This is a genomic window from Streptomyces sp. NPDC059832 (assembly GCF_042731715.1).
GTDB lineage: Bacteria > Actinomycetota > Actinomycetes > Streptomycetales > Streptomycetaceae > Streptomyces.
The window spans coordinates 389,748-415,145 of sequence record NZ_JBHWIY010000006.1 but is presented as its reverse complement, the minus strand read 5'-3'; the positions used below and the strand labels follow the sequence as shown (position 1 = coordinate 415,145).

Below are 25,398 nucleotides of genomic sequence, written 5' to 3'. Positions count from 1 at the left end.
GAGGGAGGGGAGGGAGGGTGGGGGGGGAGGCTTGGGGGGGGGGTGCTTCCGGAGCGGGTCGTGCCGCCCCCCCCCCCCCCCCACAGCCATGGGCGACGGGGCACGGCGGGCAGGTAGCCTTTGCTTGTGCCCCGTCTGTCTGATGTCCTCGCCGAGCTCGACGCTCTCTGGCCGCCCGAGCGGGCCGAAGGCTGGGACGCGGTCGGTACCGTCTGCGGAGACCCCGACGCCGTCGTCGACCGCGTGCTCTTCGCCGTCGACCCCGTCCACGAGATCGCCGACGAGGCGATCCGGCTCGGCGCCCAACTGATCGTCACCCACCACCCGCTCTATCTGCGCGGTACGACGACGGTCGCGGCCGACACCTTCAAGGGCCGGGTCGTGCACACCCTCATCAAGCACGACATCGCACTGCACGTCGCCCACACCAACGCCGACACCGCCGACCCGGGCGTCTCGGACGCCCTGGCCGGTGCGCTCGACCTGCGCGTCGAGGGCCCGCTCGTACCGGACCCGTCCGACCCCAAGGGGCGGCGCGGCCTCGGCCGGATCTGCGTGCTCGACCACCCCGAGACCCTGGCCGAATTCGCCGCCCGCGCGGCGGCCCGGCTGCCCGCCACCGCGCAGGGCATCCGGCTCGCCGGCGACCCGGCGGCGACGGTGCGCACCGTCGCGGTCAGCGGCGGCTCCGGCGACAGTCTCTTCGACGCGGTGCGCGCCGCGGGCGTCGACGCCTTCGTCACCGCCGACCTGCGCCACCACCCGGCCTCCGAGGCCGTCCAGCACTCCCCGCTCGGTCTGATCGACGCCGCGCACTGGGCCACCGAATGGCCCTGGTGCGAACAGGCCGCGACACAGCTCGACGCGATTTCCGACCGCCACGGATGGGACCTGCGGGTCCATGTCTCGAAGCAGGTCACCGACCCCTGGACCACCACCACCCACCACTCTTCTGGAGCCCCCAACTGAACGCCGCGCCCGCCGACCAGATCCGACTTCTCGACGTCCAGGCCCTCGACGTACGCCTGTCGCAGCTCGCGCACCGGCGCAAGTCGCTGCCCGAGCACGCCGAGATCGAGTCGCTCACCAGCGACCTCGCGCAACTGCGCGACCTGCTGGTCGCCTCGCAGACCGAGGAGAGCGACACCGCCCGCGAGCAGACCAAGGCGGAGCAGGACGTCGACCAGGTGCGCCAGCGCGCCGCCCGTGACCAGCAGCGCCTCGACTCCGGCGCGGTCACCTCGCCGAAGGACCTGGAGAGCCTCCAGCGCGAGATCGCCTCGCTGGCCAAGCGCCAGGGCGACCTGGAGGACGTCGTCCTCGAAGTGATGGAGCGCCGCGAGTCCGCCCAGGAGCGCGTCACCGAGCTGTCCGACCGGGTCTCGGCCGTCCAGGCCAAGACCGACGACGCGACCGCCCGCCGCGACGCCGCGACCAAGGAGCTCGACGAGGAGGCCGCGACCGTCACCAAGGAGCGCGAGCTGGTCGCCGGTTCCGTCCCCGCGGACCTGCTGAAGCTGTACGACAAGCTCCGCGTCCAGCAGGGCGGGGTCGGCGCCGCCCGCCTCTACCAGCGACGCTGCGAGGGCTGCCGCCTCGAACTGAACATCACCGAGGTCAACGACGTGAAGGCGGCGTCCCCGGACACCGTCCTGCGCTGCGAGAACTGCCGCCGCATCCTGGTCCGTACGGCGGAGTCGGGCCTGTAATGACCCAGCCGCGCCAGTTCGTCATCGAGGCCGACGGCGGATCCCGGGGCAACCCCGGACCCGCCGGATACGGAGCGGTCGTCATCGACCCGGTGACGGGGGAGACCCTCGCCGAGGCCGCCGAGTACATCGGCGTCGCGACGAACAACGTCGCCGAGTACAAGGGCCTCATCGCGGGCCTGAAGGCGGCGAAGGCGCTGGTACCGGACGCCTCGGCGGACGGCGCGGTCCAGGTGCGGGTCCGGATGGACTCCAAGCTGGTCGTGGAACAGATGTCGGGCCGCTGGAAGATCAAGCACCCCGACATGAAGCCGCTCGCGGCGGAGGCCGCCAGGATCCTGCCGGCCTCCGCCGTCACGTACGAGTGGATCCCGCGCGAGAAGAACAAGCACGCCGACCGGCTCGCCAACGAGGCGATGGACGCGGGCAAGCGCGGCAAGCAGTGGGAGCCGTCGGCGTCGACGGCCGCCCTCGACACCCCCCGGCCCTCGACGGCCGCAGGCCCGCCCCCCGTGTCCGGCCCGCCCGGTGACGCGGCGGCGGGCGCGGCCAGGGCCCGCGCGGCCCTGGCCTCCCGGCAGGGAGCGGTCTCCCCGGCGGCCCCCCAGGTCGGCTGGGGCGCGGCGCCCGATCTCGGGGCGCCCGCCACCTTCGTACTGCTCCGGCACGGCGAGACGGCCCTCACCCCCGAGAAGCGGTTCTCGGGCAGCGGCGGCAGCGACCCCGAACTCTCGGCGACCGGCCGCCACCAGGCCGAGCGGATCGCCCAGGCGCTGGCCGCCCGCGGCACGATCGAGGAGATCGTCAGCTCCCCGCTGCGCCGCTGCCGCGAGACCGCGGCGGCGGTGGCGGCCCGGCTCGGCCTGGAGGTCCGGATCGAGGACGGCCTGCGCGAGACGGACTTCGGCGCCTGGGAGGGCCTGACCTTCGCCGAGGTACGTGAGCGTCACGGCCACGACCTGGACGCCTGGCTCGCCTCCGCGAAGGCGGCCCCCACCGGCGGCGGCGAGAGCTTCGCCGAGGTCGCCCGCCGGGTGGGAGCCACCCGCGACCGCCTCACCACCCGCTACGCGGGCCGCACGGTCCTCCTGGTCACCCATGTGACGCCGATCAAGACCCTGATCCGCCTGGCGCTCGGCGCCCCGCCGGAAGCCATGTTCCGGATGGAACTCTCGGCGGCCTCGGTCTCGGCGGTGGCGTACTACGCGGACGGGAACGCGTCGGTCCGCCTGCTGAACGACACGTCGCACTTGCGGTGAGGCGGGGGCGGGGGGAGCGTTGCCTCGTGTTCGTCCGGGTCTCGGCGGTGGTGTACTGCGTGGACGGGAACGCGTCGGTCCGCCTGCTGGACGACACGTCGTACTTGCGGTGAGGCGGGGGCGGGGGGAGCGTTGCCTCGTGTTCGTCCCGGTCTCGGCGGTGGTGTACTGCGTGGACGGGAACGCGTCGGTCCGCCTGCTGAACGACACGTCGCACTTGCGGTGAGGCGGGGGCGGGGGGAGCGTTGCCTCGTCTTCGTCCCGGTCTCGGCGGTGGCGTACTGCGTGGATCGGAACGCGTCGGCTCGGGTGCCGAACGGCACGTTGAATTTGCGGTGAGGCGGCCAGCGGAGGCTCCCGCGCGGATGCGGTGGCCTCCCGGCGGGACAGCAGAGCGTCGCCCACTCCGGCGGATCAGCGGAGTGCCTTCCGCTTCGGCGGGGCAGCGGAGCGACTTACCCGGGCGGCGCGAAGCTGCCGCTTCTGCTGGGGGTGCGGGGGTGCCGCGCACCCCCGCCCGCACCCACCGGGGTCCGGGGCGGAGCCCCGGTTCCGGGAAGGGGCGGGTAGGGGAAATCAGCCGCGCAGCGCCGACGCCTCGCTCGCCAGCCGCTCCACCCGCGCCCAGTCCTTCGCCGCGACCGCATCCGCCGGGACCATCCAACTGCCGCCCACGCAGCCGACGTTGGGCAGCGCCAGATAGGACGGCGCGGAGGCGAGGGAGATGCCGCCCGTCGGGCAGAAGCGGGCCTGCGGCAGCGGTGCGGAGAGGGCCTTCAGGTAGGCGGTGCCGCCGGCCGCCTCGGCCGGGAAGAACTTCATCTCGGTGACCTCGCGCTCCAGCAGCGCGACCACCTCGGACGTCGTGGAGACACCCGGCAGGAACGGCACCCCCGATGCCTTCATCGCGTCCAGCAGGCTGTCCGTCCAGCCGGGGCTGACCAGGAACCGGGCCCCCGCGGCGACGGTGTCGGCGACGTTCCGTACGGAGATCACCGTGCCGGCCCCGACCACCGCGTCCGGCACCTCGGCCGCGATGGCCCCGATCGCGTCCAGCGCCGCGGCGGTGCGCAGCGTCACCTCGATGGCCGGGAGCCCGCCAGCGACCAGGGCGCGGGCGAGCGGCACCGCGTCGGCGGCGTCCTCCAGGACGACTACGGGCACGACGGGGGCAAGGTCCAGCACAGAGGAGGTCATGGGCTCATCTTGCCGCGACGTACGCACCGTACGCAACGAGCGTTGCGCATGATGCAACATGCGCGGTGTGCTGGTCCCACCGCGAGCGACCGGTGGCTCAGTGGATCTCCGTGACCACGACATCGATCGACCACGCCCGCCCGGCCCGCGCCGGAGCCTCGGCCTCCACCACGTACCCGAGCCCGCGCAGGGTCTCCACCAGCTCCGCGGGCTCCTTCGGGCGCGCACCGGAGACCAGCAGGTCGCGGACCATCCGCCCCTTCGTCGCCTTGTTGAAGTGGCTGACCACCGACCGCTTCTCGACCCCGTTCACCAGCTGGGAGTGCAGCACCCGCACACTCGCCGTGCGCTCCGCCACCTCGCCCTTCGGCTTCCAGGCCGCGGTGTAGGCGGAGGACCGCAGGTCCAGGACGAGCCCGTCCCCGGCCGCCTCCGGCATCACCTGTGCCATCGGGTCGCGCCAGTACGCCCCGAGCGCGCCCAGTCCCGGCAGCTTCACGCCCATAGAGCAGCGGTACGAAGGAATCCGGTCGCCCACCCGCACGGCGCCCCACAGCCCGGAGAAGACCAGCAGCGACTTCCCGGCCCGCCGCCTGGCCGCCGCGTCCAGGGAGGCCAGGTCCAGCGCGTCGTACAGCACCCCCGTGTAGATCTCTCCGGCCGGACGCGTCCCGGCCGTCCAGAGCTCCACGTTCTTCGCGATCTCGCCGCGCAGCCCCTCGCTCAGCCCGAGCACCTCGCGGGCCTTCTCCTGGTCCGCCGCACACAGCTCGACCAGCTCGTCCAGAACCGCCGCCCGCGCTCCGGCCAGACCCGGCAGCGACAGCGACTCCGGCTTCAGGGGCGCCCCGCGTCCCGAGGCGGCCTTTCCTTCGGAGGGCGGCAACAGCACGAGCACGGCGGTTCTCCTTCGTACGCACAGTCGGGGCGGGACCAGGGCCTCCCCGCTCGAAAGTCCCCAGGCCCCCGCGCCAGCGTACGGGCACACCGGGACCGGCCGGGCCGTCACCCGGGATGCCGCCCGCCCCGCCCCGCCATACGCTCGGTCCATGCCCCGCCGCCATCTCCGCATGACCGGGCCGGCCGACACCCCACTGGGGGCGTCCCTGCGCAAACTGCGCACCGAGCTCGGCCTTCCCGACGACTTCCCGTCCGAGGTCCTCGCCGAAGCGGCGCAGGCGGCGAAGGACCCGGCGGTATCGGCCCACGAGGACGCGACGGACCTGCCGTTCCTCACCATCGACCCGGCCACCTCGACCGACCTCGACCAGGCCCTGTACCTCGAACGCCGCCGACGCGGCTACCGGGTGCACTACGCCATCGCCGATGTCGCCGCCTTCGTACGCCCCGGCGGCGCGCTCGACACCGAGGCCCACCGCCGGGTGACGACCCTCTACTTCCCCGACGGCAAGGTGCCGCTCCACCCCACCCTGCTCTCCGAAGGGGCCGCCAGCCTCCTGCCGGGGCGGACCCGTCCCGCCGTGCTCTGGCGGATCGACCTCGACAGCGAGGGCGGCGCCGTCGCCACCTCGGTGCGCCGGGCCCTCGTCCGCAGCCGCGCCAAGCTCGACTACGCGGGCGTCCAGCGGCAGATCGACACCGGCACCGCCGAGGAACCCCTCGCCCTGCTCCGCGACATCGGACGGCTCCGGGAGGAGCAGGAGGTCGCCCGCGGCGGCATCTCCCTCAACGTGCCCGAGCAGGAGATCGTCGAGCGCGACGGCGGCTACGGCCTCGAATACCGCGCCCCGCTGCCCGCCGACGGCTGGAACGCCCAGCTCTCCCTGCTGACCGGCATGGCTGCCGCCCACCTCATGACCGAGACCGGCACCGGCATCCTGCGCACCCTGCCGGTCGCCCCGGACGGCGCCGTGGCCCGGCTCCGCCGCTCCGCCGAGGCGCTGCACATCGACTGGCCGCACCACGTCCCGTACGCCCAGGTCGTCCGCTCCCTCGACCCGAGGCGGGCCGACCACGCCGCGTTCCTCCAGGAGTGCACCACCCTGCTGCGCGGCGCCGGCTACACCGTCTTCGAGCACGGCGAACTCCCCACCCCCGCCGTCCACGCCGCCGTCGCCGACCTCTACACGCACTGCACCGCCCCGCTGCGCCGGCTCGTCGACCGGTACGCGGCCGAGCTGTGCCTCGCCGCCGTCGCGGAACAGGACCCGCCCGAGTGGGTCCGCGCCGCGCTGCCCGGCCTGCCGAAGGAGATGGCGGACGGGACCAGGCGCGCCAACACCGTCGAGCGCGAGTGCGTCGACCTGGTCGAGGCGGCGCTGCTCAAGGACCGGATCGGCGAGATCTTCGACGCGTACGTGGTCGACGTGTCGGAGCAGGAACCCACCACCGGCACCGTCCACATCGACGACCCGGCCGTCGTCGCCCGGATCGAGGGCGGCGACGCGAAGCTCCCGCTGGGGGAGCGGCTGCGGGTCAGGCTGGACCGGGCGGACCCTGGTTCGTCGAAGGTGCTCTTCGCCCCCGCGTGAGCGCGGCCACGGCCGCGCCCGGATCATCCGCGTGGAACCGGATCACCCGCGCCCGCTCCCGCTTCCCCAGCGGCCGTACGAACTCCACCGGACCGGCCAGCTCCACGGTCACCGTCGTCTGACCGCCCACGACCAGGTCGAGCACCCCGTCCGCGCCCAGCCGCACCGGCCCGCCCTCGGGAAAGCGCCGCTCGACCCGCGCCCCGGTGACCGCACCGGCGGGGATCCGCAGGTCGAACAGCCCGCCGTAGCGGATCCGCAGCGCGCCGTCGGCGTCCACCACATGCGGCCGGGTCACGCACGCGGCATGCAGGCCCAGGACGAACACCACCCCGTACACATCGAGCACCAGCAGAATCCCGTGCACGACCGGCCACGGCACCAGCAGGGCCAGCATCACCGTCTCGATCACGGAGACGAACAGCAGGCCGTACAGCATCGCGGTCTGCGGCCCGGTGTACGGGACGGCGAGGGCGCCCTCGGGAACGGCGTGACGCCGTCGCAGCACCCACAGCCCGAGACTGTGCAGGGAGCGCAACTCGTGCCCGACGAGGCGGCGCACGCTCATCGCGTCCCCCTCCCCGCCACACGCGCCGTCAGGGCCGCCATCACCCGGCGCACCACCTCGGCCTGCGCGGGCGCGTAGTCGTCGAGCAGCGCCTCGCCGAGCCCGGTCATGACCGGCCCGCCCGAGGGGATCGCCGCCAGCACCCCGTCCGGCACGGCAGCCGCCAGTTCGGCGGCGAGCGGAGGAATCCGGGGATCGTCCACGGGGGCTCCGGCCAGCGCGTCCAGCCGCTCGTACAGCGCGTGAACGGCCGGGTCGTCGGCCAGCGGTGCCAGGGCGGCGTGGATCTCGCCGCCGACGCCCGTGGTGTCGAGCAGTACGAGATGTTCGCGGTCCTTGGCGGCCATGGGGGAGCCGGTCGCCGGGGCCGTACCCAGCAGCTCGGCGAGAGCCGGCGACACGGGCTCCTCGGCGGAGACCGGCCCGTCCAGCAGCCGGGCCAGCCGTCGCCGCCGCTCCTGGATCCCGCTCTCCTGCCGGGCCAGATCCGCGTCCAGCTCGGCCAGCACCTCCATGAGCTCGCGCCCCGCCGCGTCGGCGAGCACGTCCCGCACCTCGTCCAGCCCGAGCCCGAGCTCCGTGAGCCGCCGGATCCGGGCCAGCACCACGGCGTCCCGCACGCTGTAGACGCGGTAGCCGTTGGCCCGGCGTCCGGGCTCGGGAAGCAGTCCGATGTGGTGGTAGTGCCGGATCGCCCGCGAGGTGACCCCGACGAGCGCGGCTATCTCTCCGATGCGCATGGGCCCAGTAGAAACCTTGACGCCGCGGCAGGGTCAAGCGCTCACCGCGCGCACCGCATCCGACAACTCCGCGCGGTCCCGCTGCCACGATCGAGGGGAACACCCCCGTCCCACGGACAACGGACCCATCGGTGTCCCAGTCTGGCGAGCGGCCGAGGAAGAGGTGTGACATGACTGCTGAACCGCACGAACCGCTCACGCAGGCGGACATCCTGCTGGAGGGCTTCCCGGCGCTGGGTACGCCGGAGGGCTTCCGCGCCGAGCTGATCGAGGGGGACATCGTCGTGACGCCGCCGCCGGACGGGGACCACGAGGACTGCCTCAGCGTCATTCTGACGCAGGTGGTCAGGCGTGCCCGATCCGGTATGGCCTTCTCCGCGAACAAGGGGCTGAAACTGCGGAGCGGGGAAGGACGCCCCGCCAACCACGTCATTCCCGACGGCACCTTCGCCCCCACCGAACTGCGCCTGTACCGGGGAGCGGAACCCTGGATGCCGCGCGAGGGGGTGGCCCTCGTCGTCGAGGTCACCTCGACCAAGCCCCGGGCGGACCGCACGGACAAGCGGCACTGCTACGCCCGCGGACCCATCCCGCTCTACCTCCTGGTCGACCGGGAGCAGTCCTCGCTGACGCTGTTCAGCGACCCGGAGGGCGACGACCACCGCCGGCACTGCACGATCCCGTTCGGCAGGCGGCTCGCTCTTCCGGCGCCGTTCGCCTTCGACCTGGAGACCGGGGAACTCATCTGAACGCGGTGCCGTCCGGCGGCCCCCACCAGGCGGGTAGCATGGTCGGCACGGCAGACGAGCCGGGCGGACGGCCGCGTGGGGACCTTCGGATCTCCCCGAGGAACGTCCGGGCTCCACAGGGCAGGGTGATGGCTAACGGCCACCCGGGGTGACCCGCGGGACAGTGCCACAGAAAACAGACCGCCAGGGACTTCGGTCCTCGGTAAGGGTGAAACGGTGGTGTAAGAGACCACCAGCGCCTGAGGTGACTCAGGCGGCTAGGTAAACCCCACCCGGAGCAAGGTCAAGAGGGGCCGTCGCAAGAGGGCCCTGCGCGAATGATCGAGGGCGGCCCGCCCGAGTTCGCGGGTAGACCGCACGAGACCGGCAGCAATGCCGGTCCTAGATGGATGGCCGTCTCCCCGGCCGCCGCGAGGCGACCGGGCGACAGAACCCGGCGTACAGCCCGACTCGTCTGCCGGTAAGCCAAGGAAGGGCCCCAGGTCAGGTGTTTTGCCTGGTCAGGGGCCCCTTTCGGTTCCAAAGCGCGAGGCGCAGCTTGCTAACTGCCTGGTCCCGTTCTGGCGGGCGGTGACCTCCAGCGCCGACGCCTACAGGACATCGACGTTCGCGCCGGACAGCCGGTTCCGGCAGTCCAGCACGTACTGGGCGTGCAGCTCCACTGCCCCGTAGTCGAATTCGTCGTGGTCGGTGAGCAGCACCACCGCGTCGGCCGTGGCCAGTTCCTCCGGCGTCGCCTCGACCCGACGGACGGCGGCGAACGGGTCGCCCTGCCGGTCGTGTTCGGCCGCCTGCTGCCCCGGGATGACCGGTTCGGGGACGTGCACCCCGACCACCACGTGCGGGTCGGCGGCCCGGACCTCGGCGCCCATCCGGGCCAGCAGGTCGGCGACCCGCGCGGCAGGCGTCTCCCGCGCGTCGCCGGTGTTCTTCTTGTACGCGAGACCGAGCAGGAGCACCCGGGAGCCCTTCACCGAGCGCTGCCGTTCGTTGAGCGCCTCGCCGAGCCGGCGCACCACATGGTCGGGCATGTGGCTATTGACGTCGTTGGCCAGCTCCACGAAGCGGAAGGACTGGCCGAGCGCCCGCTCGACCCGCCAGGACAGGTACGAGGGGTCGATCGGCAGGCAGTGCCCGCCGACCCCCGGGCCAGGGGCGAAGCGCAGGAAGCCGAACGGCTTGGTGGAGGCGGCGTCGATCGCCTCCCAGACGTCGATGCCGAGGTCGTGCGCGAACATGGCGAGCTCGTTGACCAGGGCGATGTTCACGTGCCGGAAGGTGTTCTCCAGCAGCTTGGTCAGTTCGGCCTCCTTGCAGGAGGAGACCGGCACCGTGCGCTCGACCAGTTGCCCGTAGAAGCGGTTCACCGCCGTCAGGCCCTCGGTTGTGGTGCCGGAAACCACCTTCGGGGTGTTCTCCAGCCGCCACCGCGGGTTGCCCGGGTCGATTCGCTCGGGGCTGTAGCCGAGGTGGAAGTCCTCGCCCGCCCGCAGGCCAGAGCCCTCTTCCAGTAGCGGGGCGAGCAGTTCCTCGGTGGTGCCCGGATAGGTGGTGGACTCCGGAACAACGGTGGCCCCGGGGCGCAGGTGCTGTGCAAGCAGCCGGGCCGACGACTCGATGCACGAGAGGTCGGGTACCCCGTCCCGGAGCGGGGTGGGCACGGTGATGACTGCGATGTCGAAGCCTGCCACGTCCCCGGGCTCGGCCGAGGGCAGGTATGCCCCGCTGTCCAGGAGCGGCCGCAGCCGCTCGGCGGGAATGTCCTCCACGTACGACTCGCCGACCGCCAGCCGCTTGATCCGGCGATCGTCCACGTCGTAGCCGATGACACGGTGCCCCACCTCTGCGGCGCGCACGGCCAGCGGCAGCCCCACGCAGCCCTGACCAGCGACAACAACATGCATGGCAGCTCCCCTCACAATTCCAGTGCTTGAATGGACCGTCGTCTTTGGCCTAGCAAGGAGAAGCGCTGTGCCCCTGGTGTCCGTCGTGATGCCCGTGTACAACTCGGCAGCGACTCTTGGCACAGCGGTTCGGTCGGTGCTCTCGCAGACCCACAGCGACCTGGAGCTGCTGGTCACCGACGACAAGTCTTCCGATGGCTCCATGGACCTGCTCATGGAGTTCGCCCGGCAGGACAAGCGCGTCTTGCCGGAATCGGCACCGGAACAGGGCGGTGCCGGCCGGGCACGCAACCTCGCTATCGAGCGGGCCCGGGGGGATTACGTCGCCTTTCTCGACAGTGACGACATGTGGCTTCCGGAGAAGACTGAGCGGCAGATCGAATTTGCTGCGGCGGGTAGTGCGCCTCTGACGTTCACCTCGTACTTCAAGATGGACGCCGATTACGAGGGCGAGGGCATCGACTTCATCCCGAACGGGCGCGTGGTCCGGGCGCGGGAACACGTGGACTACCGCGCGATGCTGGTCCGGGACCACATCGGCGCGCTGACCGCCATGTACGACCGCACCGTCCTCGGCACGCGGCTGATGCCGGAGATGCGGAAGCGACAGGACTACGCCCTGTGGCTGTCGATCATGCGCGACGGCGCTGACGCCCGGGGTCTGTCCGAGCCGCTCGCGGTGTACAGGTCCCACCAGGCGGGATCGCTGTCCTCCAACAAGTTGTCGCTGGTCCGGTACAACTGGGAGCTGTACCGCGAGCACGAGGAGCTGTCTCTCCCGCAGGCGACGCGGGCGCTGGCCGGCGCTGCGTGGCAGTCGCTGCGCAACTCGCGGATCTAGGACCCTCGGCGAGGCCCGGCCAGACACCCTCCCCGCACGACCTACGAGGCGGCCGGTTCCGCGGTGCCCCTGTCACGCAGGAACAACTGGAGCAGCAGGCGGCGGCGCTCGGGCTCGACGTCGTGCTGGCCGCCGGCGAGCGCCTCGCGGCCGTGAACTCATCGGTGCTGGTTCACGATCAAGAGGTCACCGCGCTGGAGTGTGAAGGCGACCTGACCAGCGACCATCTGGTCCGCAAGCTTCCTGGCGGCGTAGGCGTGTGCCTCATCGAGTCCGGACTCGGTGAGCATCTTGGCCGTGAACCGGACGAACCCGGAGACCTCGGATTCGCCGTCCAGGACGGGGAACGGCTTGTACTCCTCGCCGACGTCAGACAGCTCGAAGAAGCCTCCGTAGCTGTACGCCACGTCAGCCAGGAGGGCGCGACTCGATGGCGTCAGGCGAGATACGGCCTCCCGAGCGTTGGAGAGGATGCTCGCGCCGGCTCCGAGTGGGTCGGGTCGGACGCACAGAAGCGTGGTGTAGTCCGGCGGCTGGGTCGCGTTGACCAAGTCCATGTGGAATGCGTTGTACCCCGTACCGGTGGACAGGCCGGGATTGGCGTTGAGGTTGGTCCCGATCTCCTTCCACAGCGGCCACCGCTGGAACGGCTGGAAGGGGATTGCCACTTCGGCGAGAATCGCCGTTGCCAAGCGGAGGAACTGGTCCCCGACGCCCAGCGCCTGAGCGATGTTCCGCAGCCGCATCACGGCGTATCCGCCGGCCGCCCCCTTCAGCTGGGAGAGAAGGCGACCCCTGATTTCACCGAACAGCGAAGCTGAGTCCAGTTTGGCCCGGTACCGCTCGATCACGGAGTCCGCCAGGAAGGTGCCCTCAACACTCCAAGCAGGGAGCGTGCTTCCGATCTCGATCAGATCTTCTTCCAGCTTTCTGGGCAGGTCGATGGAGCCGTCCCGGTCAGCACTCGGGATCTCGGGCATCGTGCTGTTCCTTTCTGCGGATTCACTTAGCCCGGCTGGGCGAAGTGATGCTCGGCTTGCTGGCCGAAGGCTCTTACGCCGGTCGGCGGCCGGGTGGGAGTCTGTGTCAGGCCGAGGTCGACAAGGTCGCCTTGTCGGACGCGTCGTCCATCAGCTTGTTGAACCGCTCGTCGTGCCTGTCACGGACCGTCTTGTGCGGTCCGGCACTTGGTGGCCCGCCCCCGACGTGACGTCTGGCATGGGATTGGAAGTCACACCGGAGGCGGGCGTCCGCCCTCGGCAGGCTGGGCCGGATGGCCGCCTGCGGGGGGCGGAGTCTGGGTGCGGACGGCGATCTGCGGGCAGCGGCTCAGAGGCGAGCGGCCTGGACGTTGTCGGCGGCGGTCGTCCACTCGACTCCGGACACGGGCCGGATGTGCGCGACCCGGATCGTGCCGTGGTTGTGGAGCTCGTGCGTGACGGCGACGAGCACACCCTCCCCGCGTGAGGCGATGTCGCGGACGTTCGTGTTCAGGAGCGGGTGCTGCTCGTAGCCGTCGGGGCCCACCGGGTTCACGTCTCCGTCTCCTGCCGGGTCTCGACGCGGCGCATGAACCTCTCCCAGCCGCCAGCCGCCCGTACCCGCAGAGCCCGGCTCGGCGCACCCGGCCGGGGCTCCGGCGGCGTACACGTACGGCCGCTGGAGCCAGAGTTTCTGCGGGGCAGTTCGGAGGTCGTCACGCGGTCACTCCTCTCGTATGGGGAGCCGTCCGGGAGGTCCTTTGACCTCCGAGCAGCATGTGACCAGTGAACGACGATCCGTTACCGTCTCCCAGAGCGGACCCCGGGCACCTCCCAGGCGTTTTCCGGGCATTGGGTGGTGCAAGCAGGGAAGGCGCTCTTCGTGAGGGGAGACCAATGGCATTAAGACGTAGGCGTTTTGCCGACCGGCGAGCGTCGCAGGGTTACTCTCAGGAGGAATTCGCCGAAGCGCTCACAGTGGCCGTGTCCACCGTGATCCGCTGGGAGGGTGGCCGTGCCACACCGCAGCCGCACCAACGGCCCAAGATCGCCAGCCTGTTGGGAGTCACCCTCTCCGAGCTGGAAGGGCTTCTCGTCGAAGAACAGCCGGCCGAAGCGGCCGTGCTCCCTGACACCCCAACCCTCCTCCACGGTGAAGATGACGATATGAAGCGCCGCGATGTCCTGGGTCTGCTCGCTGTCACAAGCGCGCTGGTCGCTCTTCCCGATTCAGGTGAGGTTCCTCAGGGGCATACGGCGGCGGCGCTCCTGGAGTCAGGGGAGGAGCTGCATCGCAGCCTGTGGCAGGTCTTCACCCTCTCGGACTCCAAGCAGGCCGTCTTCCCAGCGGTCCGCAGGCAACTAGACGTCCTGACGAAGGGCCTGGCCGAGGCGCGCACCGCAGCGGACCGGGCCCGGCTGTGCACCATGGCGGCCGACCTCTACCAGCTCGCCGGTGAACTCTTCTTCGACGCCAACCGGTACACCGACGCCGCCCAGTGCTACACACTGGCCGCCAACGCCGCCCATGCCGGTGGTGACCGCGACCTCTGGGCCTGCGCCATGACCCGCCACGCCTACGTCGAGCTGTACGCCCGCCGCGCGCCTGCTGCCCAGCCCCTGCTGGCAGTGGCCTCCCGGATCGCCCGGCGGGGCGACAGCGCCCTGTCCACCCGACACTGGGTCTCCGCCGTCCAGGCCGAGGTGCAGGCGGCCATGGGCGACATCGACGGCTGCGCCCAGGCTCTCGACGAAGCCGAGAAAGTGCACTCCCTCGACGGCCACTCCCACAATGGTGGCTGGCTCCGCTTCGACGGTTCCCGCCTCCCTGAGGAACGAGGGGCCTGCTACCTCCAGCTCGGCCGCCCCGACCTCGCGGAGGACGCTCTCACCGCAGCCCTTGCCCAACCCCTCTCTCTGCGCCGTCGTGCCGCAGTCCTGAGTGACCTTGCCGTCCTCGGGGCCCACCGGGGCGACGTCGATCAGGTCGTGCAGTACGCGGAGGCAGTGCTCGGCCTGGCCGACCGGTCGAACTCGGGATTCATCGGCAAGAAGCTGGACGGACTTCGAGGGCGTCTTGCCCCGCTCATGGCCGATGGCCGAGTCTCGGACCTGGATCATCGAATCGCGGCGCTTACGCGTACCGCATGACGAGAGGGACACGCGCATGAGTGACGGTCGGATCTTCCGCGAGGCGTGGATCGCCGGGGTGACCAGGCACTACCCCGGTGAACCGAAGCCCGGCTACGTCACGCCGTGGGACGAGACGCCCGAGTGGGAGCGCGAAGCTGCCGCCGCCGTGTACGGACAGGTGTGCGACTTCATCAGGATCAGCGAAGGGCACGCCGCACGGCTCACCCGCGAGCAGAAGGGCCGCTTCGTCGCCATCTGCTGGACCGCCCAGATGTTCAAGCACTTCGAGGACCCGAAGCCCGGATACGTCGCAGACTGGGCCGACCTGCCGGCCTGGCAGCAAGAGACGGACGCGGACATCTTCGAGCGCGTCGAGCGGACCTTCTGACCTCCGGAACGACGACGCCCCGTCCGGGCTGACCTGGACGGGGCGTCTCCTTACGTAGCCATGAAGGTAGCCACGGAAGTGTCCTTCCTTCATTTTCGTGCAGGCCATAGCGTTGCGGTGACTGTTCCCGGCGTACAGCCCGACTCGTCTGCCACAGGGGTCCCTGGTCAGTGAATTTCCTGGCCAAGGGCCCCTTTCCGTCGGACTGGGGACACTCGCCGTGAGCGCGTACTGCCGGATTCGCGGCGCGCCCGATGAGCCGCACGCCGGGAGGCGGGCGACTCACCGGACTCGGCCGTGTCAGGTGTCCTGGTGGTCGGCTTGCTCCGGGGCCGGGGCCTCCAGGTATTCGGGGCATTCGGGGTTGTGGCAGGGGCCGGGGTGCCACACGGGTACGAAGATTCCGAGACTCTTGTGCCGTCTCTTCACAACCGCGGTCACGGGCTGCTTGCAGACCGGGCAGACAAGCGCCCCTTGGGGACCGGTCTCATGCTCGGCTTTAATCATCCTTTAACGATAGGCGTGATGGCCGCAGCCTGCTGGTGGGGCGGCTTCTTCCGTCAGTGCGGCGTGATGATCAGCTTGCCGCGCACATGGCCGCCCGCGCTCTCCCGGTGGGCGTCGGCGGCCCGGGACAAGGGGTACGTCCTCGCCACGGACAGGGTGAGTCCGCCGCTCACTACCAGTGCGGCCGCCTGCTCAAGGCGCTCACGGATCGCGTCGGGGCCGGCGAACGCGAAACGTACGCCGTGCTCCGCCGCCCGGTGATCGGCGATGGTGACCACGCGCTCCGGGTCGCCGGTCAGTTCGACGAGGGCCGGCAGCGATCCCTTTCCGGCGGCGTCGAACGCCGCGTCCACACCCTTCACCGCGACGGCGCGGGCCCGCTCGGCGAAGCCCTCGCCGTACGTCACGGGCTCGGCGCCGAGCGAGCGGAGATACGCGTGATTGTGTTCGCCGGCCGTACCGATCACGGTCGCGCCGAGATGCCTGGCGATCTGCACGGCCACGGACCCGACGCCGCCGGCGGCCCCGTCCACGACCAGGGTCTCCCCGGCCTTCACCCCGAGGTCCGCGAGCACCTGGTACGCCGTGTTGACGGCCACCGGGAGTCCGGCCGCGACCTCCCAGGACACGCCCTCGGGCTTCCGCGCGAGCTGTGCCGCGGGCGCCAGTGCGAACTCGGCGTAGCCTCCGGAGCCGATCGAGCCGAAGACCTCGTCGCCCGCGGCGAAGTCGGTCACGTCCGCACCGACCTCCGCCACGACACCGGCGACGTCGCCGCCGGGCACCGAGGGGAACTCCACCGGCATCATCGCCGCGACGGCCCCGCTGCGCAGCTGCCAGTCCAGCGGATTCACCCCGGCGGCGCGGACCTCCACCAGTACCTGCCCGGGACCCGGGTGGGGCAGCTCGCGGTCCACCACGCGTAAGACCTCGGGACCTCCGTACTCCGAGAACTCCACAGCGCGATACGTCTCTGTCATCTTTGCCCTTTTCCGTGCGGATTCCATCTGGTTGACAAGGGTTTGTGATGATCCGTCAACTCCTTGCCCAAGCTATCGAACGAAGGCTCGGTGGGTCATTCGGCTCCGGCTGGATCCCGCCACTCGCCGTCGTGTCGCCAACGCCGGCCATTTATACCCAAGGGGGGTATATTCTCCGGCGCCCTCGCCGCCCTGCTGACCCTGCGTACCGCACCCGCACCCGCCGCCGAGGGCGGACGTCCGCCCTCGGCAGCGGACGCCGCCCCTCGGTCACCCGGGTCGTCGGGCGGTGACCAGCCAGGCGGTGGTGAGCAGTTGGAGCGTTCCCTCCCGCTCGTGGGGGCGCAGAAGGTCGACGAGCCTGCGCCGGGCCCGGTCCCGCACGTCCTCCCCGACCTGGTCCATCAGGTGCCGGCCGGGGCCCGATTCCAGTACGAAGCCGGCCGCGTCGGCGGCGTCCCGGCCCCATGTGCCGTACGCCTCGGCGGGTGCGGTGCCGATCGCCTCGTACCCGGCCCGGGACAGCACGTCGCGCACGGTCGCCGGGTCCGCCAGCGAGAACATGCCGGGGCCTCCCGGGGCGCCCAGTCCGCCGACGGGCAACAGGTCGCGCAGCCCCCGGACGGCTTGAAGCCACTCGGTCCGGTCGGGCTCCGCGGGGCAGACGAAGGCGATCCGGCCGCCGGGGCGCAGAGCCCGCCCGATATTGGTGAAGGCGGCGACGGGATCGGCGAAGAACATCACTCCGAAGCGGCTGATCGCGACGTCGAAGGTGCCGGGCCCGAAGGGATGGACCTGGGCGTCCGCCTGCTCGAACGTCACATTGCCGAGCGCCTCGTGCCGCGCGGACTCCCGCGCACGGGCGAGCATCGGGGCCGACAGGTCCAGGCCCGACGCCCGCCCGCCGCCGGCCCGCCGTGCGGCGAGACGGGTGGTGCACCCCGCCCCGCAGCCGATGTCGAGGACGCGGTCCCGTTCGGCGATCTCCGCGGCGGCGAGCAGGGGTTCGTCGAATCCCGCGTTCACGCGGTCCCAACGGTCCTGGTTATCGGCCCAGAACGTCCCCTCGTAACCGTTCCATGCCTGCTCCTGCTCCGTGTTGGCTATGTGTCGCATTGATGCTCCCCGGTGAATGCGGGCGCCCGGAGGTGTGGGACAACTAGTATGGGCGGGCGCCCATTCAAGGTATGGGCAATCGCCCATACTGTAAACAGGTCAAGAGGAAGGGGTGCCATGTCACCGCGTGGTGTGACGATCCCGGACGTCCGTGAGCGGCTGTTCGCCGCCGCGGAGCGGGTGCTGGAACGCGAGGGGCCGGGAGCCCTGACGAGCAGGGCGATCACGGGTGAGGCCGGCTGCGCGAAGGGCCTTCTGCACGCCCATTTCGACGGACTGGACGAGTTCGTCGCGGAGTTGGTCCTGGACCGGTTCGCGCGAGTGGCCCGGCACGCCGAGGAGCTCCGGGGGAGGGCGGGGCAGGGCACCGTCGCGGAGAACCTTCTCGGTACCGCTCTCGCGCTGCTGTCCTCGGCCGGCCCCACCGTCGCAGGCCTGGCACTCACCCGTCCCGCGGCGTCCTTGCGCATCCGGGAGGCGTTGGAGGGCGGTGCGCCGGGCTTCGACACGGTCCAGGACGCGATCACCGACTACCTGGACGCGGAACGGCACGGCGGCCGAATCGCCCAAGGAGCCGACACCGCCGCCGCGGCACTCGCCCTGGTCGGGACCCTCCACCACCTGCTCATGACCGGCGGGCACGACCGACAGAACGAGCGGGAGCGGGCCGGGCACCTGGTGGCCCTGCTCGAAGCCGGCCTCCGGCGCGGGCCCTACGACATCGGGTGAGCCGGGGCGGGAGCGGGGGCGGGGGAGTGCCGCCGCGGACCCGTTCCCGCGGCGGCACCCCCGTCCGGTTCAGCTCAGCCGGTTCGCGGCGTACGCCTCGATGGCGTCCCGCTGATACGCGGCCAGGCCCGGCGCGATCGACTCGTACGCCGCGTGCCACTGCTCGTTCTCCACGCAGGAACGCCCGATCGCGCGGTACTCCTCGGCACAGACCCTCCGCAGCGCGGTCAGGGCCCGGTACTGGGCCTCGATCTCGGCCTGCACGGGGTCGGCCCCGGCGGGCACCCCCGCGGCCAGCAGCTCGGCCAGCCGGATCATCTGCGCCGTGCGCTCGCGATGTCCGGCCTCGATCTGCGCCTTGCTCATCGTCGAGGTGTGCCGGTCGATCTCCTCGGCCAGCTCGGGGAAGTCGCGCAGGCTCTCCCTGTACTGGGCGGGCCGAATGCCCTCGAAGAGGTTCTCCGGTCGGTTGATGGCGGTCATGGGACCACCGTCCTTTCTGGACTCCTCCAGTTCGGTGATCGTGCGGGAGACGGTGCCGGCCAGCGCGTCGATCCGGTCGCGCTCGGCGAGGAGCCGGCGGTGGTGACCGCGCAGGGCCTCCACCTCATCGACCTGTGCGGCCAGGATCCGCCCGATCTCGGGCAGACCCAGGCCCAGCGCCCGCAGCACCAGGATCTGCTGCAGCCGCAGCAGCTCGCCCGCCCCGTAGCGGCGGTGGCCGTTGGAGCCGATCCCCGCGGGCGGCAGCAGGCCGATCTCGTCGTAGTGCCGCAGCGTCCGGGCCGTCACGCCCGACATCCGGGCGACCTCCGCGATCGGCCAGACCATCGCCGCCTCCCCTCACGATCACCTCACCGGGCCGGTCTCTCCGGCCCTGGTCAGGACGGTAGAAGCTGCCGCTGCGGCAACCGCAAGCCCGGCATCCAGGATCTCCCGCCGGTGCCCGGGGGGCGCGCCGGGCCGGCCCGTGTTCACGGAGTCCGGCCCGGCGATCAGGGTGGTCACGGAGCCCGGTCCGGCGATCACGGAAGACCCGACCCGCGACCACGGGACCCGGTCATCCGTAATCACCGCACGATCACCGCACGCGGCCCACGATCACCGCACGCGGCCCACGATCACCGCACGCGGCCCACGATCACCGCACGTGGCCCACGATCACCGCACGTGGCCCGCGATCACCGCACCCGGACGCGCACCGTGTGCGTGGCGCCGCGGCTCTTGCTCAGGTCGCCGTAGGTCACGGTCACCGACGAGCCGGTCCGGACGTCGCCGACGCTGTCCGCCTTGGACAGGACGGACTTGACGGGCCGCCGCCAGGTGAGGGTGAGACCGGTGACGGTGCGGGACGGGTCGGAGACGCAGATCGTGGCGGTGCCGTCGCGCTTCTCGTGGATCTGCACGCAGACCGGCGCACTCGCGGTGACCTTGCCCGCCGTGCCCGCCGCCCAGAAGTTGACGCCGGTGAAACCGAGGGAGGGCACCCGGATGCCGGTGCGCCCGGCGTCATTGGCGAGGATCTGCAGCCAGCCGGTGTCCTTGGCACGGGCGGCGGTGCGCGTGCTGCTCGCGCCCGGCAGCAGGATGTACGCGTAGGTGCTGTCCGCCGGGTCGGTGCCGTGGTCCTGCCAAAGGGTCAGGTAGCGGCGGGTGTTGGGCGTGGCGGTGCCGCCGTCGTTGATGTCCTTCCAGGCACCGGTGCGCTCCTCGCGCAGCGCGTGCAGTTCGGCCCCGCCCGGGAAGACGTATCCGGCATGCCGGTCGAGGTGGGCCCAGGTGGTGGTGCGGGTGGTGGTCCAGCCCTGGGTGGTGGGCTGAGCCCGGCCGTCGAGCAGCAGCCGCTGCGTGCCGCTCGCGCCGAGGCAGCGGTTGTCGACGACCGTCTCGACGCCGGCGCCGTCGGCGGAGGTGATGCCGGAACCGAGGCAGACCACGCTGTCGTCCAGCCAGAACCACGACTTGCGGGCATGCATCGTGCTGGCCAGGCCCTGGAGATGCTGGCCGGTGGTGCCGAACTCGCCGTCGCCGGTGCCGCCGACCCACTGCGTGCCCGGCACCGGGTTGGCCCAGGCGCCGCCCTGCCCGTCGGCGAGCCGCTTCCGGGAGACGGTGGTGCCGGGCAGCCGGTACGGGTCGACGGTCGGCCAGTACGCGTCCGAGTACTGCTCCAGACCCGCGCCGTCGCCCCACCACTGCAGCCAGCCCGCACCGGTGTGCCAGCCGCGCTTGTTCTCCCCGTTGCCGAACTCGTAGTGGGCGATCCGCTCGGAGGCCATGGACAGACCGGCGCCCCAGCCGCGGCGGCGGTGGGTCACCCGGTCCATGTTGTGGAAGACGCGGTGCGCGGACGGCTCCGGCGACGCGGTGACGGTCGCGTCGTCCAGCAGCGTCTGCAGCCGGGCGGTGTTGACCAGGCTCAGGGAGCCTGCCTTGAGCGCCGGGGCGTAGTAGTCGCGCTTCAGCCAGCCCTTGACCATGGCGCGCCAGCGGGCGTTCTCCTCGGGGCCGGCGCCCATGCCGAGCAGCACGATGGAGGCCATGACGCCGTGGGCGCGGGTGTGGTCGCTGGAGCCGACGCGGGTGATGCCGCGGCCCGAGACGTTGTCCATCATCAGGCCGTCGTAGATGAACGGGGCGATGGCCGCGTCGATGGTGTCGAGGAACTGCCGGCTGCCCGGATCGGTGATCTCCCAGGTCGAGCCGCGCAGCAGGGCGAAGAGCCGGCCGAGCCCGTCGTTGAGGACCGCGCCGTAGCCACCGATGTACGGGATGGAGGTGTGCTGGACGAAGGAGCCGTCCGGGTAGAAGCCGTCGCCCGTCGTGACGTACGGGAAGACCGGCGAGAGCGCGGCGACCGCCAGCGTGACCTTGGCGGCGTCGGCACCGACGATGCCGCGCAGGATCATGCCGCGGCACAGGTCGACGCGGTTGGCACCGGTGCTGGTGCCGGTGTACGAGCCGACGGCGGAGTCGGGCAGGAACTTGTCGACCGCCTTGCAGTAGGCGGCCCGCTGGGCGTCCGTCAGGGCGTCGTGGAGCAGCACACAGGTGTCCATGAGGGCCTGGGGCGCGCCGATCTGCCAGTTCCACCAGTTCCCGTAGCGGGTGGTCGTCTCGTTGAAGACGTCGGCGTGGAGGTGGTCGAGGCCGGTGATGACCGCGTCCCGCAGGCCGGTGTCGCCGGTGACCCCGGTGCCGGGCTGGGAGTACGCCTCCGCCATGGTGCGCAGCCGGTTGTAGCCGGTGTTCATGTTGGCGGAGAAGCCGAACGACTCGGTGTCGGTGTCCGGGTCGGGGTCGAGATAGACCAGGTCCGGCCAGAGGGAACCGGTCGCGGGGGCCATCGTGGAGCGGTAACCGGTGGCCTGGGCGCCGAGGTCGGCGAGCTTGGACTTGAACGGCTCGGCAGTCGGGCTGAAGCCGGTCCCCAGGTACAGATCGCGCCACTTCGCACGAAGGGCGGCGAATTCGTCGGCGGCGCCGACAGCGGCGGTGGCGGGCGAGGGGGCCGGGAGGGAGGCGGAGTCGGACGCGGACGCGGCGGTCGGCAGGCCGAGGGCGAGCGCCGCACCGCCGCCCGTGGCCAGCAGGGCACGGCGGGACCAGGAAGATGTCATCGAAGCTCCGGGGGAAGAGTGAGCCAGTGCGGGAAGGCCAGCGTGGTAAGCGTTTTCTAGCATGGGGGCGTTGGGGGACTCAAGAGGCTGCTCGGGCCGCTGTCGGTCTCTCGGAGGGGGAGTACGAGCGCGACTGTGCCCCTGGTCACGAACGGGAAAAGGATCCGAGGGATACCTTCCGGCGGGGTTGACGGCCTCGCCGGTCCCGGGTCAGGGTTCGTTTCAAACAGGCAGGCTCCCTGTTTGAAAGAGCGTCATGTCCCTCCCCGTCGGCGGCCTTTCGGGCCGATGCGCGGTGCGTGGCTCGACGCCCGCGCGCCTCCGGGCTGTCCGCGCGGGCCGGCTCCCGACTCCTGCGTACCGAAAGCGAAATGACATGACACGTCGCGCCGCCCGGTCCGGACTCGTCCGGGCCGTCAACGACCGGCTCGCCCTCGATCTCCTCGTGGAGTACGGGCCGTTGAGCCGCTCGGCGCTGGCCGACCGGACCGGCATGTCGAAACCGTCGGTGGCCGAGTTGATCGACCGGCTGCTCGACGCGGGCCTCATCGAGGAGACCGGCATCGGCGGCGTGGGGCGGCGCGGCCCCAACGCCCGGCTGTACGGGCTCGTCCACGACCGGGCGTTCGTGGCCGGGGCGGAGGTCCGGGGCGGCGAGGTCACCGCCGTGATCACCGGCATCGGGGGCCGCGCCGTCGCCGAAGCGGCCATCACCACCCGGCCGCGCGACAACACCATCACCCTGGTGCGGGACGCCGTGGTCGCGGCGGCGGCGGACGGGGGCGCCGACCTGGACCGGCTGCACGGTGTGGTCGTCGGAACGCCCGGCATCGTCGATCCACGGTCGGGCGAGATCGGGTTCGCCGCCGATCTGCCCACCTGGGGAGGCGGGCTGCGGGATCTGCTGCGCCGTGAACTCGCCCACCCCGTACGGTTCGAGAACGAGGTCAATCTCTCCGCGCTCGCCGAGCACCGCGTCGGCGCGGCGCGCGGCCAGGAGACGTTCGCGCTGATCTCGCTGGGCGAGGGCGTCGGCATGGCGCTGATGCTCGACGGCCGGCTCGTGCGGGGTGCCTCGGGCGGCGCCGGGGAGATCGGCTACCTGCCGCTCGGCGACGGCGCCCTGGCACCCGTCCGGCCCGCCGAGGGCACCTACGCCGGAGGCTTCCAGGCGCTGGCGGGCGCACGGGCGGTGCGGTCCCTCGCCCGGCAGCACGGCTTCGACCGGCGCACGGCGACGGCCGCCGTCCGGGCCGCCCACGCGGCGGGGGAGGGCGGAGCCGCCTTCCTCGACGCGCTCGTCGAGCGCGTCGCCGCCGGTGTCGCCGCCGTCTGCACCGTCGTCGACCCCGGGCTCGTCGTCCTGACCGGGCCGCTGGGGCGCGTCGCCGGTGAGCTGCTCGGCGAGCGCCTCGCGGAGCGGGTCGGCGCGGCGACCCCCGTGCGCCCCGAGGTCCGTCCGTCGTCCATCGAGGGCAACCCCGTGCTGCGCGGCGCCGTGCTCTCGGCTCTCGACGCGGCCCGCGACGAGGTCTTCGGCCCCACGCTCCACGCACCGGCTCCGCACTGGTCCCGACACCCCCGGCAGGCACGGGACCGGCACTCCTCACGGGCGCCGGTCCCCCTCGAAGGAGAACAACCGATGGCAAGGAAGAAGTGACCCCCGCCGAGAACGCCGACGCGACGCGATTGCCCGTCGTTCCCGTGCCGCACCGCTGGGTGCCCGGCGACGGGGAGTTCCGCCTGCACCGCTTTTCGCGGCTCGTGCTCGGCGACTCGCTCGCCGACGCGGTCGCCCCCCTGCTGCCCGGTCTGCGGACGCTGACCGGGCTCCCCCTGCCCAGCAGCACGCTCGCCCTCGCCGGTGACATGGGCGTACGTCTCGACCGCCGACTTCCCCCGCAGGGCTACCGGTTGAGCGTCACCGACCGCGCCGTCCTGACCGCCGCCGACCCGGCAGGCGCCTTCTACGGCCTCCAGACCCTGCTGAAACTGCTCGGCTCGGCAGCCGACGGACGCACCCTGCCGCAGGGCGAGATCCGGGACGCCCCGCGCGCCGCCGTGCGGGGCGTGATGCTGGACGTCGGACGAAGGCGGTGGGACCTCGACGGCCTTTGCGCCTTCGTGCGCCGCGCTGCCTGGCTCGGCTGCAACCGGATCCAGCTGCACCTCACCGAGTGGAACGGCTTCCGCGTCCGGCTCCCCGGATTCGAGGAACTGGCGGCCGAGGACGCGTACACCCCCGCCGAGATCAACGAGTTGATCGCCCTCGCCGCCCGCCACCACATCGAGGTCGTGCCCGAGATCGACCTGCCCGCCCATGCCACCGCCCTGATCGCGCACCGGCCGGGCCTGCGCTTCACCGGGACCGGCGGCAGGGCGCTGAACGACGGCTCGGAGTGGACGGGCGAGCCCACCGACGGGTGGGTCATGGACATCACGAAGAAGGACAACCGCGACTGGATCGCCGGACTGCTGACCGCGTTCGTCACCGCGCTCGACTCCCGTACGGTCCACCTGGGCGGCGACGAATGGCCGCCGGAGCCGAAGCTGTCCCGGTGCGCCGCCCTGACCGCGTACGCCCGCTCGCTCGACCCGTCCTACCGGGCGACGGACGCGCTCGTCGCCTTCCTCAACGACATGGCGGGGCTCGTACGCGCCCTGGGGCGCACGGTGGAGCTGTGGAACTGGTGGGAGCACGCGGCGCGCCACGACGTGCGCGTCGCCCCCGACCAGGACATCCGGCTCACGGTGTGGGAACCGCACGACGCCGAACCCGGCCGCGGCACCGACTACTTCACCGACCGGGGTTACGAGGTCATCACCTCCCCCCTGTCCACCCACTACGTGACACCCCGTACGGCCCCGGGCAACCGCCCCGGCAACAACCATGTGGCCCCCGACCCCAGAAGGGTCTACGCCGGCTGGGAAGCCGACCCGGGCGGCGCCCACCAGGTGTGCGTGTGGGCGGACTGGGCCGAGGAACAGCCCGACGCCTACTTCGCCTGGCACGCGCGCCGCCCCCTGGAAGTCCTGGCCGACCGCATGTGGGGCGGCCCGCGCCACGCACACGTGGACCGACTCCTCGACGTGCTCGACCAGTTGGACCAGGACGAGCTGACGCGGGGGCGCGGCGGGCCCGCGGCGCCACGGGCCGAGGCCACGGGGCCCGAGCCGATCGCGCCGGCCGGCGGCCCCACCGTGGTGCGGCGCGTCAGGTTCCGCCCGCCGGTCGGGCCGGACGGCGAGGGCGAAGGTCAGTGGACCGCCGCGACCGCGGCGCTGCTCGACGCGACGCTCGGGGTCCGCTTCCAGGGCGCCGACGGCCCCGACGGCCCTTGGCACGACCTCGCCGAGGTCGTCCACCAGCCCACCGCGACCTGGAACGAACTGCGCGTCGAGGACCCGGCACCGGAGCCGTACCGGTGGCTCCGGGCGTACGGCGCGCCCGGCGGACTCGCCACGCGATGGTACGGAGGGCGCTGA

General features: G+C 71.9%; 23 protein-coding genes and 1 other RNA gene. 12 read left to right on the top strand and 12 right to left on the bottom strand.

Going from position 1 to position 25,398, the window contains the following annotated elements:
* Positions 1 to 126: 126 nt before the first annotated feature.
* From ACFV8T_RS14130 to ACFV8T_RS14120, 3 genes are read left to right on the top strand one after another with little or no spacing between them, the layout of a single operon-like run.
* Entirely contained in the window at positions 127 to 969 is an 843-nt protein-coding gene (locus tag ACFV8T_RS14130; RefSeq protein ID WP_385327340.1) for a Nif3-like dinuclear metal center hexameric protein, read from the top strand.
* On the top strand, positions 966 to 1,709 hold the full coding sequence (locus tag ACFV8T_RS14125) for a zinc ribbon domain-containing protein (RefSeq protein WP_385327380.1): 744 nt from the start codon (positions 966 to 968) through the stop codon (positions 1,707 to 1,709). The genes ACFV8T_RS14130 and ACFV8T_RS14125 overlap by 4 nt, the downstream gene beginning before the upstream one ends.
* Entirely contained in the window at positions 1,709 to 2,968 is a 1,260-nt protein-coding gene (locus tag ACFV8T_RS14120) for a bifunctional RNase H/acid phosphatase (RefSeq protein WP_385327339.1), read from the top strand. Before ACFV8T_RS14125 ends, ACFV8T_RS14120 begins: the two co-directional genes overlap by 1 nt.
* 576 nt (positions 2,969 to 3,544) lie before the next feature.
* Here the strand turns inward: ACFV8T_RS14120 and eda are convergent.
* Complete coding sequence (gene eda, locus ACFV8T_RS14115; protein WP_385327337.1) at positions 3,545 to 4,165, bottom strand: bifunctional 4-hydroxy-2-oxoglutarate aldolase/2-dehydro-3-deoxy-phosphogluconate aldolase; 621 nt, start codon at positions 4,163 to 4,165, stop codon at positions 3,545 to 3,547.
* Positions 4,166 to 4,262: 97 nt separating this feature from the next.
* Positions 4,263 to 5,063 (bottom strand): peroxide stress protein YaaA, encoded by an 801-nt coding sequence (yaaA, locus tag ACFV8T_RS14110; RefSeq protein WP_385327336.1) that lies wholly within the window; start codon positions 5,061 to 5,063, stop codon positions 4,263 to 4,265.
* A 151-nt stretch (positions 5,064 to 5,214) separates the two neighbouring features.
* On the opposite strand from yaaA, the gene ACFV8T_RS14105 reads away from it, so the two are divergent.
* Positions 5,215 to 6,657 carry an RNB domain-containing ribonuclease gene (locus ACFV8T_RS14105; RefSeq protein WP_385327334.1) on the top strand — a complete coding sequence of 481 codons (1,443 nt, stop codon included), beginning with the start codon at positions 5,215 to 5,217 and terminating at the stop codon, positions 6,655 to 6,657.
* Here ACFV8T_RS14105 and ACFV8T_RS14100 read toward each other — a convergent pair.
* Entirely contained in the window at positions 6,602 to 7,225 is a 624-nt protein-coding gene (locus ACFV8T_RS14100; protein ID WP_385327332.1) for a hypothetical protein, read from the bottom strand. The two genes, ACFV8T_RS14105 and ACFV8T_RS14100, sit on opposite strands and share 56 nt — an antisense overlap.
* A complete protein-coding gene (locus ACFV8T_RS14095) occupies positions 7,222 to 7,965 on the bottom strand; it encodes a MerR family transcriptional regulator (RefSeq protein ID WP_385327331.1) in 744 nt (247 codons plus the stop codon). The genes ACFV8T_RS14100 and ACFV8T_RS14095 overlap by 4 nt, the downstream gene beginning before the upstream one ends.
* A gap of 170 nt (positions 7,966 to 8,135) precedes the next feature.
* On the opposite strand from ACFV8T_RS14095, the gene ACFV8T_RS14090 reads away from it, so the two are divergent.
* Both ACFV8T_RS14090 and rnpB read left to right on the top strand, forming a co-directional pair.
* A complete protein-coding gene (locus ACFV8T_RS14090; RefSeq protein WP_385327329.1) occupies positions 8,136 to 8,714 on the top strand; it encodes a Uma2 family endonuclease in 579 nt (192 codons plus the stop codon).
* Positions 8,715 to 8,769: 55 nt separating this feature from the next.
* Positions 8,770 to 9,171: RNase P RNA component class A (rnpB, locus tag ACFV8T_RS14085), an RNA gene on the top strand.
* A gap of 133 nt (positions 9,172 to 9,304) precedes the next feature.
* Here the strand turns inward: rnpB and ACFV8T_RS14080 are convergent.
* Positions 9,305 to 10,618: a nucleotide sugar dehydrogenase gene (locus tag ACFV8T_RS14080; protein WP_385327328.1), complete on the bottom strand. Its 1,314-nt coding sequence runs from the start codon at positions 10,616 to 10,618 to the stop codon at positions 9,305 to 9,307.
* 67 nt (positions 10,619 to 10,685) lie between these two features.
* On the opposite strand from ACFV8T_RS14080, the gene ACFV8T_RS14075 reads away from it, so the two are divergent.
* Positions 10,686 to 11,459, top strand: coding sequence for a glycosyltransferase family 2 protein (locus tag ACFV8T_RS14075; protein ID WP_385327326.1), 774 nt, complete (start codon positions 10,686 to 10,688; stop codon positions 11,457 to 11,459).
* Between the two features lie 158 nt (positions 11,460 to 11,617).
* Here the strand turns inward: ACFV8T_RS14075 and ACFV8T_RS14070 are convergent, their stop codons facing one another.
* The 3 genes from ACFV8T_RS14070 to ACFV8T_RS14060 form a co-directional block, all read right to left on the bottom strand.
* Positions 11,618 to 12,439, bottom strand: coding sequence for a TauD/TfdA family dioxygenase (locus ACFV8T_RS14070; RefSeq protein WP_385327324.1), 822 nt, complete (start codon positions 12,437 to 12,439; stop codon positions 11,618 to 11,620).
* Positions 12,440 to 12,788: 349 nt separating this feature from the next.
* Positions 12,789 to 12,995: a hypothetical protein gene (locus ACFV8T_RS14065; protein ID WP_385327323.1), complete on the bottom strand. Its 207-nt coding sequence runs from the start codon at positions 12,993 to 12,995 to the stop codon at positions 12,789 to 12,791.
* Positions 12,992 to 13,159, bottom strand: coding sequence for a hypothetical protein (locus tag ACFV8T_RS14060; RefSeq protein ID WP_385327321.1), 168 nt, complete (start codon positions 13,157 to 13,159; stop codon positions 12,992 to 12,994). The genes ACFV8T_RS14065 and ACFV8T_RS14060 overlap by 4 nt, the downstream gene beginning before the upstream one ends.
* 177 nt (positions 13,160 to 13,336) lie before the next feature.
* On the opposite strand from ACFV8T_RS14060, the gene ACFV8T_RS14055 reads away from it, so the two are divergent.
* Together ACFV8T_RS14055 and ACFV8T_RS14050 are read left to right on the top strand one after the other, a co-directional pair.
* The gene (locus tag ACFV8T_RS14055; RefSeq protein ID WP_385327319.1) at positions 13,337 to 14,590 is read left to right on the top strand and encodes a helix-turn-helix domain-containing protein; all 1,254 of its coding nucleotides are present in this window, start codon (positions 13,337 to 13,339) and stop codon (positions 14,588 to 14,590) included.
* A gap of 16 nt (positions 14,591 to 14,606) precedes the next feature.
* Positions 14,607 to 14,960 carry a hypothetical protein gene (locus ACFV8T_RS14050; protein WP_385327318.1) on the top strand — a complete coding sequence of 118 codons (354 nt, stop codon included), beginning with the start codon at positions 14,607 to 14,609 and terminating at the stop codon, positions 14,958 to 14,960.
* A gap of 560 nt (positions 14,961 to 15,520) precedes the next feature.
* Here ACFV8T_RS14050 and ACFV8T_RS14045 read toward each other — a convergent pair.
* Together ACFV8T_RS14045 and ACFV8T_RS14040 are read right to left on the bottom strand one after the other, a co-directional pair.
* Complete coding sequence (locus ACFV8T_RS14045; RefSeq protein ID WP_385327316.1) at positions 15,521 to 16,447, bottom strand: NADP-dependent oxidoreductase; 927 nt, start codon at positions 16,445 to 16,447, stop codon at positions 15,521 to 15,523.
* A gap of 270 nt (positions 16,448 to 16,717) precedes the next feature.
* Positions 16,718 to 17,563, bottom strand: coding sequence for a class I SAM-dependent methyltransferase (locus tag ACFV8T_RS14040; RefSeq protein ID WP_385327314.1), 846 nt, complete (start codon positions 17,561 to 17,563; stop codon positions 16,718 to 16,720).
* Between the two features lie 117 nt (positions 17,564 to 17,680).
* Between ACFV8T_RS14040 and ACFV8T_RS14035 the strand changes: the two genes are divergently transcribed.
* Positions 17,681 to 18,292: a TetR/AcrR family transcriptional regulator gene (locus ACFV8T_RS14035; protein ID WP_385327312.1), complete on the top strand. Its 612-nt coding sequence runs from the start codon at positions 17,681 to 17,683 to the stop codon at positions 18,290 to 18,292.
* A gap of 69 nt (positions 18,293 to 18,361) precedes the next feature.
* Here ACFV8T_RS14035 and ACFV8T_RS14030 read toward each other — a convergent pair whose 3' ends face one another.
* Both ACFV8T_RS14030 and ACFV8T_RS14025 read right to left on the bottom strand, forming a co-directional pair.
* Positions 18,362 to 19,123: a MerR family transcriptional regulator gene (locus ACFV8T_RS14030; protein ID WP_385327311.1), complete on the bottom strand. Its 762-nt coding sequence runs from the start codon at positions 19,121 to 19,123 to the stop codon at positions 18,362 to 18,364.
* 350 nt (positions 19,124 to 19,473) lie between these two features.
* Entirely contained in the window at positions 19,474 to 21,912 is a 2,439-nt protein-coding gene (locus tag ACFV8T_RS14025) for a polysaccharide lyase 8 family protein (protein ID WP_385327309.1), read from the bottom strand.
* 376 nt (positions 21,913 to 22,288) lie between these two features.
* Between ACFV8T_RS14025 and ACFV8T_RS14020 the strand changes: the two genes are divergently transcribed.
* Complete coding sequence (locus ACFV8T_RS14020; RefSeq protein WP_385327307.1) at positions 22,289 to 23,572, top strand: ROK family protein; 1,284 nt, start codon at positions 22,289 to 22,291, stop codon at positions 23,570 to 23,572.
* Positions 23,569 to 25,398, top strand: a complete 1,830-nt coding sequence (locus ACFV8T_RS14015; protein WP_385327306.1) for a family 20 glycosylhydrolase — start codon at positions 23,569 to 23,571, stop codon at positions 25,396 to 25,398. The genes ACFV8T_RS14020 and ACFV8T_RS14015 overlap by 4 nt, the downstream gene beginning before the upstream one ends.

What these genes read in the sequence shown, in the direction of transcription:
- ACFV8T_RS14045 (WP_385327316.1), bottom strand. Translation starts at nt 16,447, where the DNA reads ATGACAGAGACGTATCGCGCTGTGGAGTTCTCGGAGTACGGAGGTCCC.
- ACFV8T_RS14120 (WP_385327339.1), top strand. Translation starts at nt 1,709, where the DNA reads ATGACCCAGCCGCGCCAGTTCGTCATCGAGGCCGACGGCGGATCCCGG.
- ACFV8T_RS14050 (WP_385327318.1), top strand. Translation starts at nt 14,607, where the DNA reads ATGAGTGACGGTCGGATCTTCCGCGAGGCGTGGATCGCCGGGGTGACC.
- ACFV8T_RS14105 (WP_385327334.1), top strand. Translation starts at nt 5,215, where the DNA reads ATGCCCCGCCGCCATCTCCGCATGACCGGGCCGGCCGACACCCCACTG.
- ACFV8T_RS14030 (WP_385327311.1), bottom strand. Translation starts at nt 19,123, where the DNA reads ATGGTCTGGCCGATCGCGGAGGTCGCCCGGATGTCGGGCGTGACGGCC.
- ACFV8T_RS14055 (WP_385327319.1), top strand. Translation starts at nt 13,337, where the DNA reads ATGGCATTAAGACGTAGGCGTTTTGCCGACCGGCGAGCGTCGCAGGGT.
- ACFV8T_RS14020 (WP_385327307.1), top strand. Translation starts at nt 22,289, where the DNA reads ATGACACGTCGCGCCGCCCGGTCCGGACTCGTCCGGGCCGTCAACGAC.
- ACFV8T_RS14035 (WP_385327312.1), top strand. Translation starts at nt 17,681, where the DNA reads ATGTCACCGCGTGGTGTGACGATCCCGGACGTCCGTGAGCGGCTGTTC.
- ACFV8T_RS14100 (WP_385327332.1), bottom strand. Translation starts at nt 7,225, where the DNA reads ATGAGCGTGCGCCGCCTCGTCGGGCACGAGTTGCGCTCCCTGCACAGT.
- ACFV8T_RS14080 (WP_385327328.1), bottom strand. Translation starts at nt 10,618, where the DNA reads ATGCATGTTGTTGTCGCTGGTCAGGGCTGCGTGGGGCTGCCGCTGGCC.
- ACFV8T_RS14025 (WP_385327309.1), bottom strand. Translation starts at nt 21,912, where the DNA reads ATGACATCTTCCTGGTCCCGCCGTGCCCTGCTGGCCACGGGCGGCGGT.
- ACFV8T_RS14090 (WP_385327329.1), top strand. Translation starts at nt 8,136, where the DNA reads ATGACTGCTGAACCGCACGAACCGCTCACGCAGGCGGACATCCTGCTG.
- ACFV8T_RS14040 (WP_385327314.1), bottom strand. Translation starts at nt 17,563, where the DNA reads ATGCGACACATAGCCAACACGGAGCAGGAGCAGGCATGGAACGGTTAC.
- ACFV8T_RS14095 (WP_385327331.1), bottom strand. Translation starts at nt 7,965, where the DNA reads ATGCGCATCGGAGAGATAGCCGCGCTCGTCGGGGTCACCTCGCGGGCG.
- eda (WP_385327337.1), bottom strand. Translation starts at nt 4,165, where the DNA reads ATGACCTCCTCTGTGCTGGACCTTGCCCCCGTCGTGCCCGTAGTCGTC.
- ACFV8T_RS14070 (WP_385327324.1), bottom strand. Translation starts at nt 12,439, where the DNA reads ATGCCCGAGATCCCGAGTGCTGACCGGGACGGCTCCATCGACCTGCCC.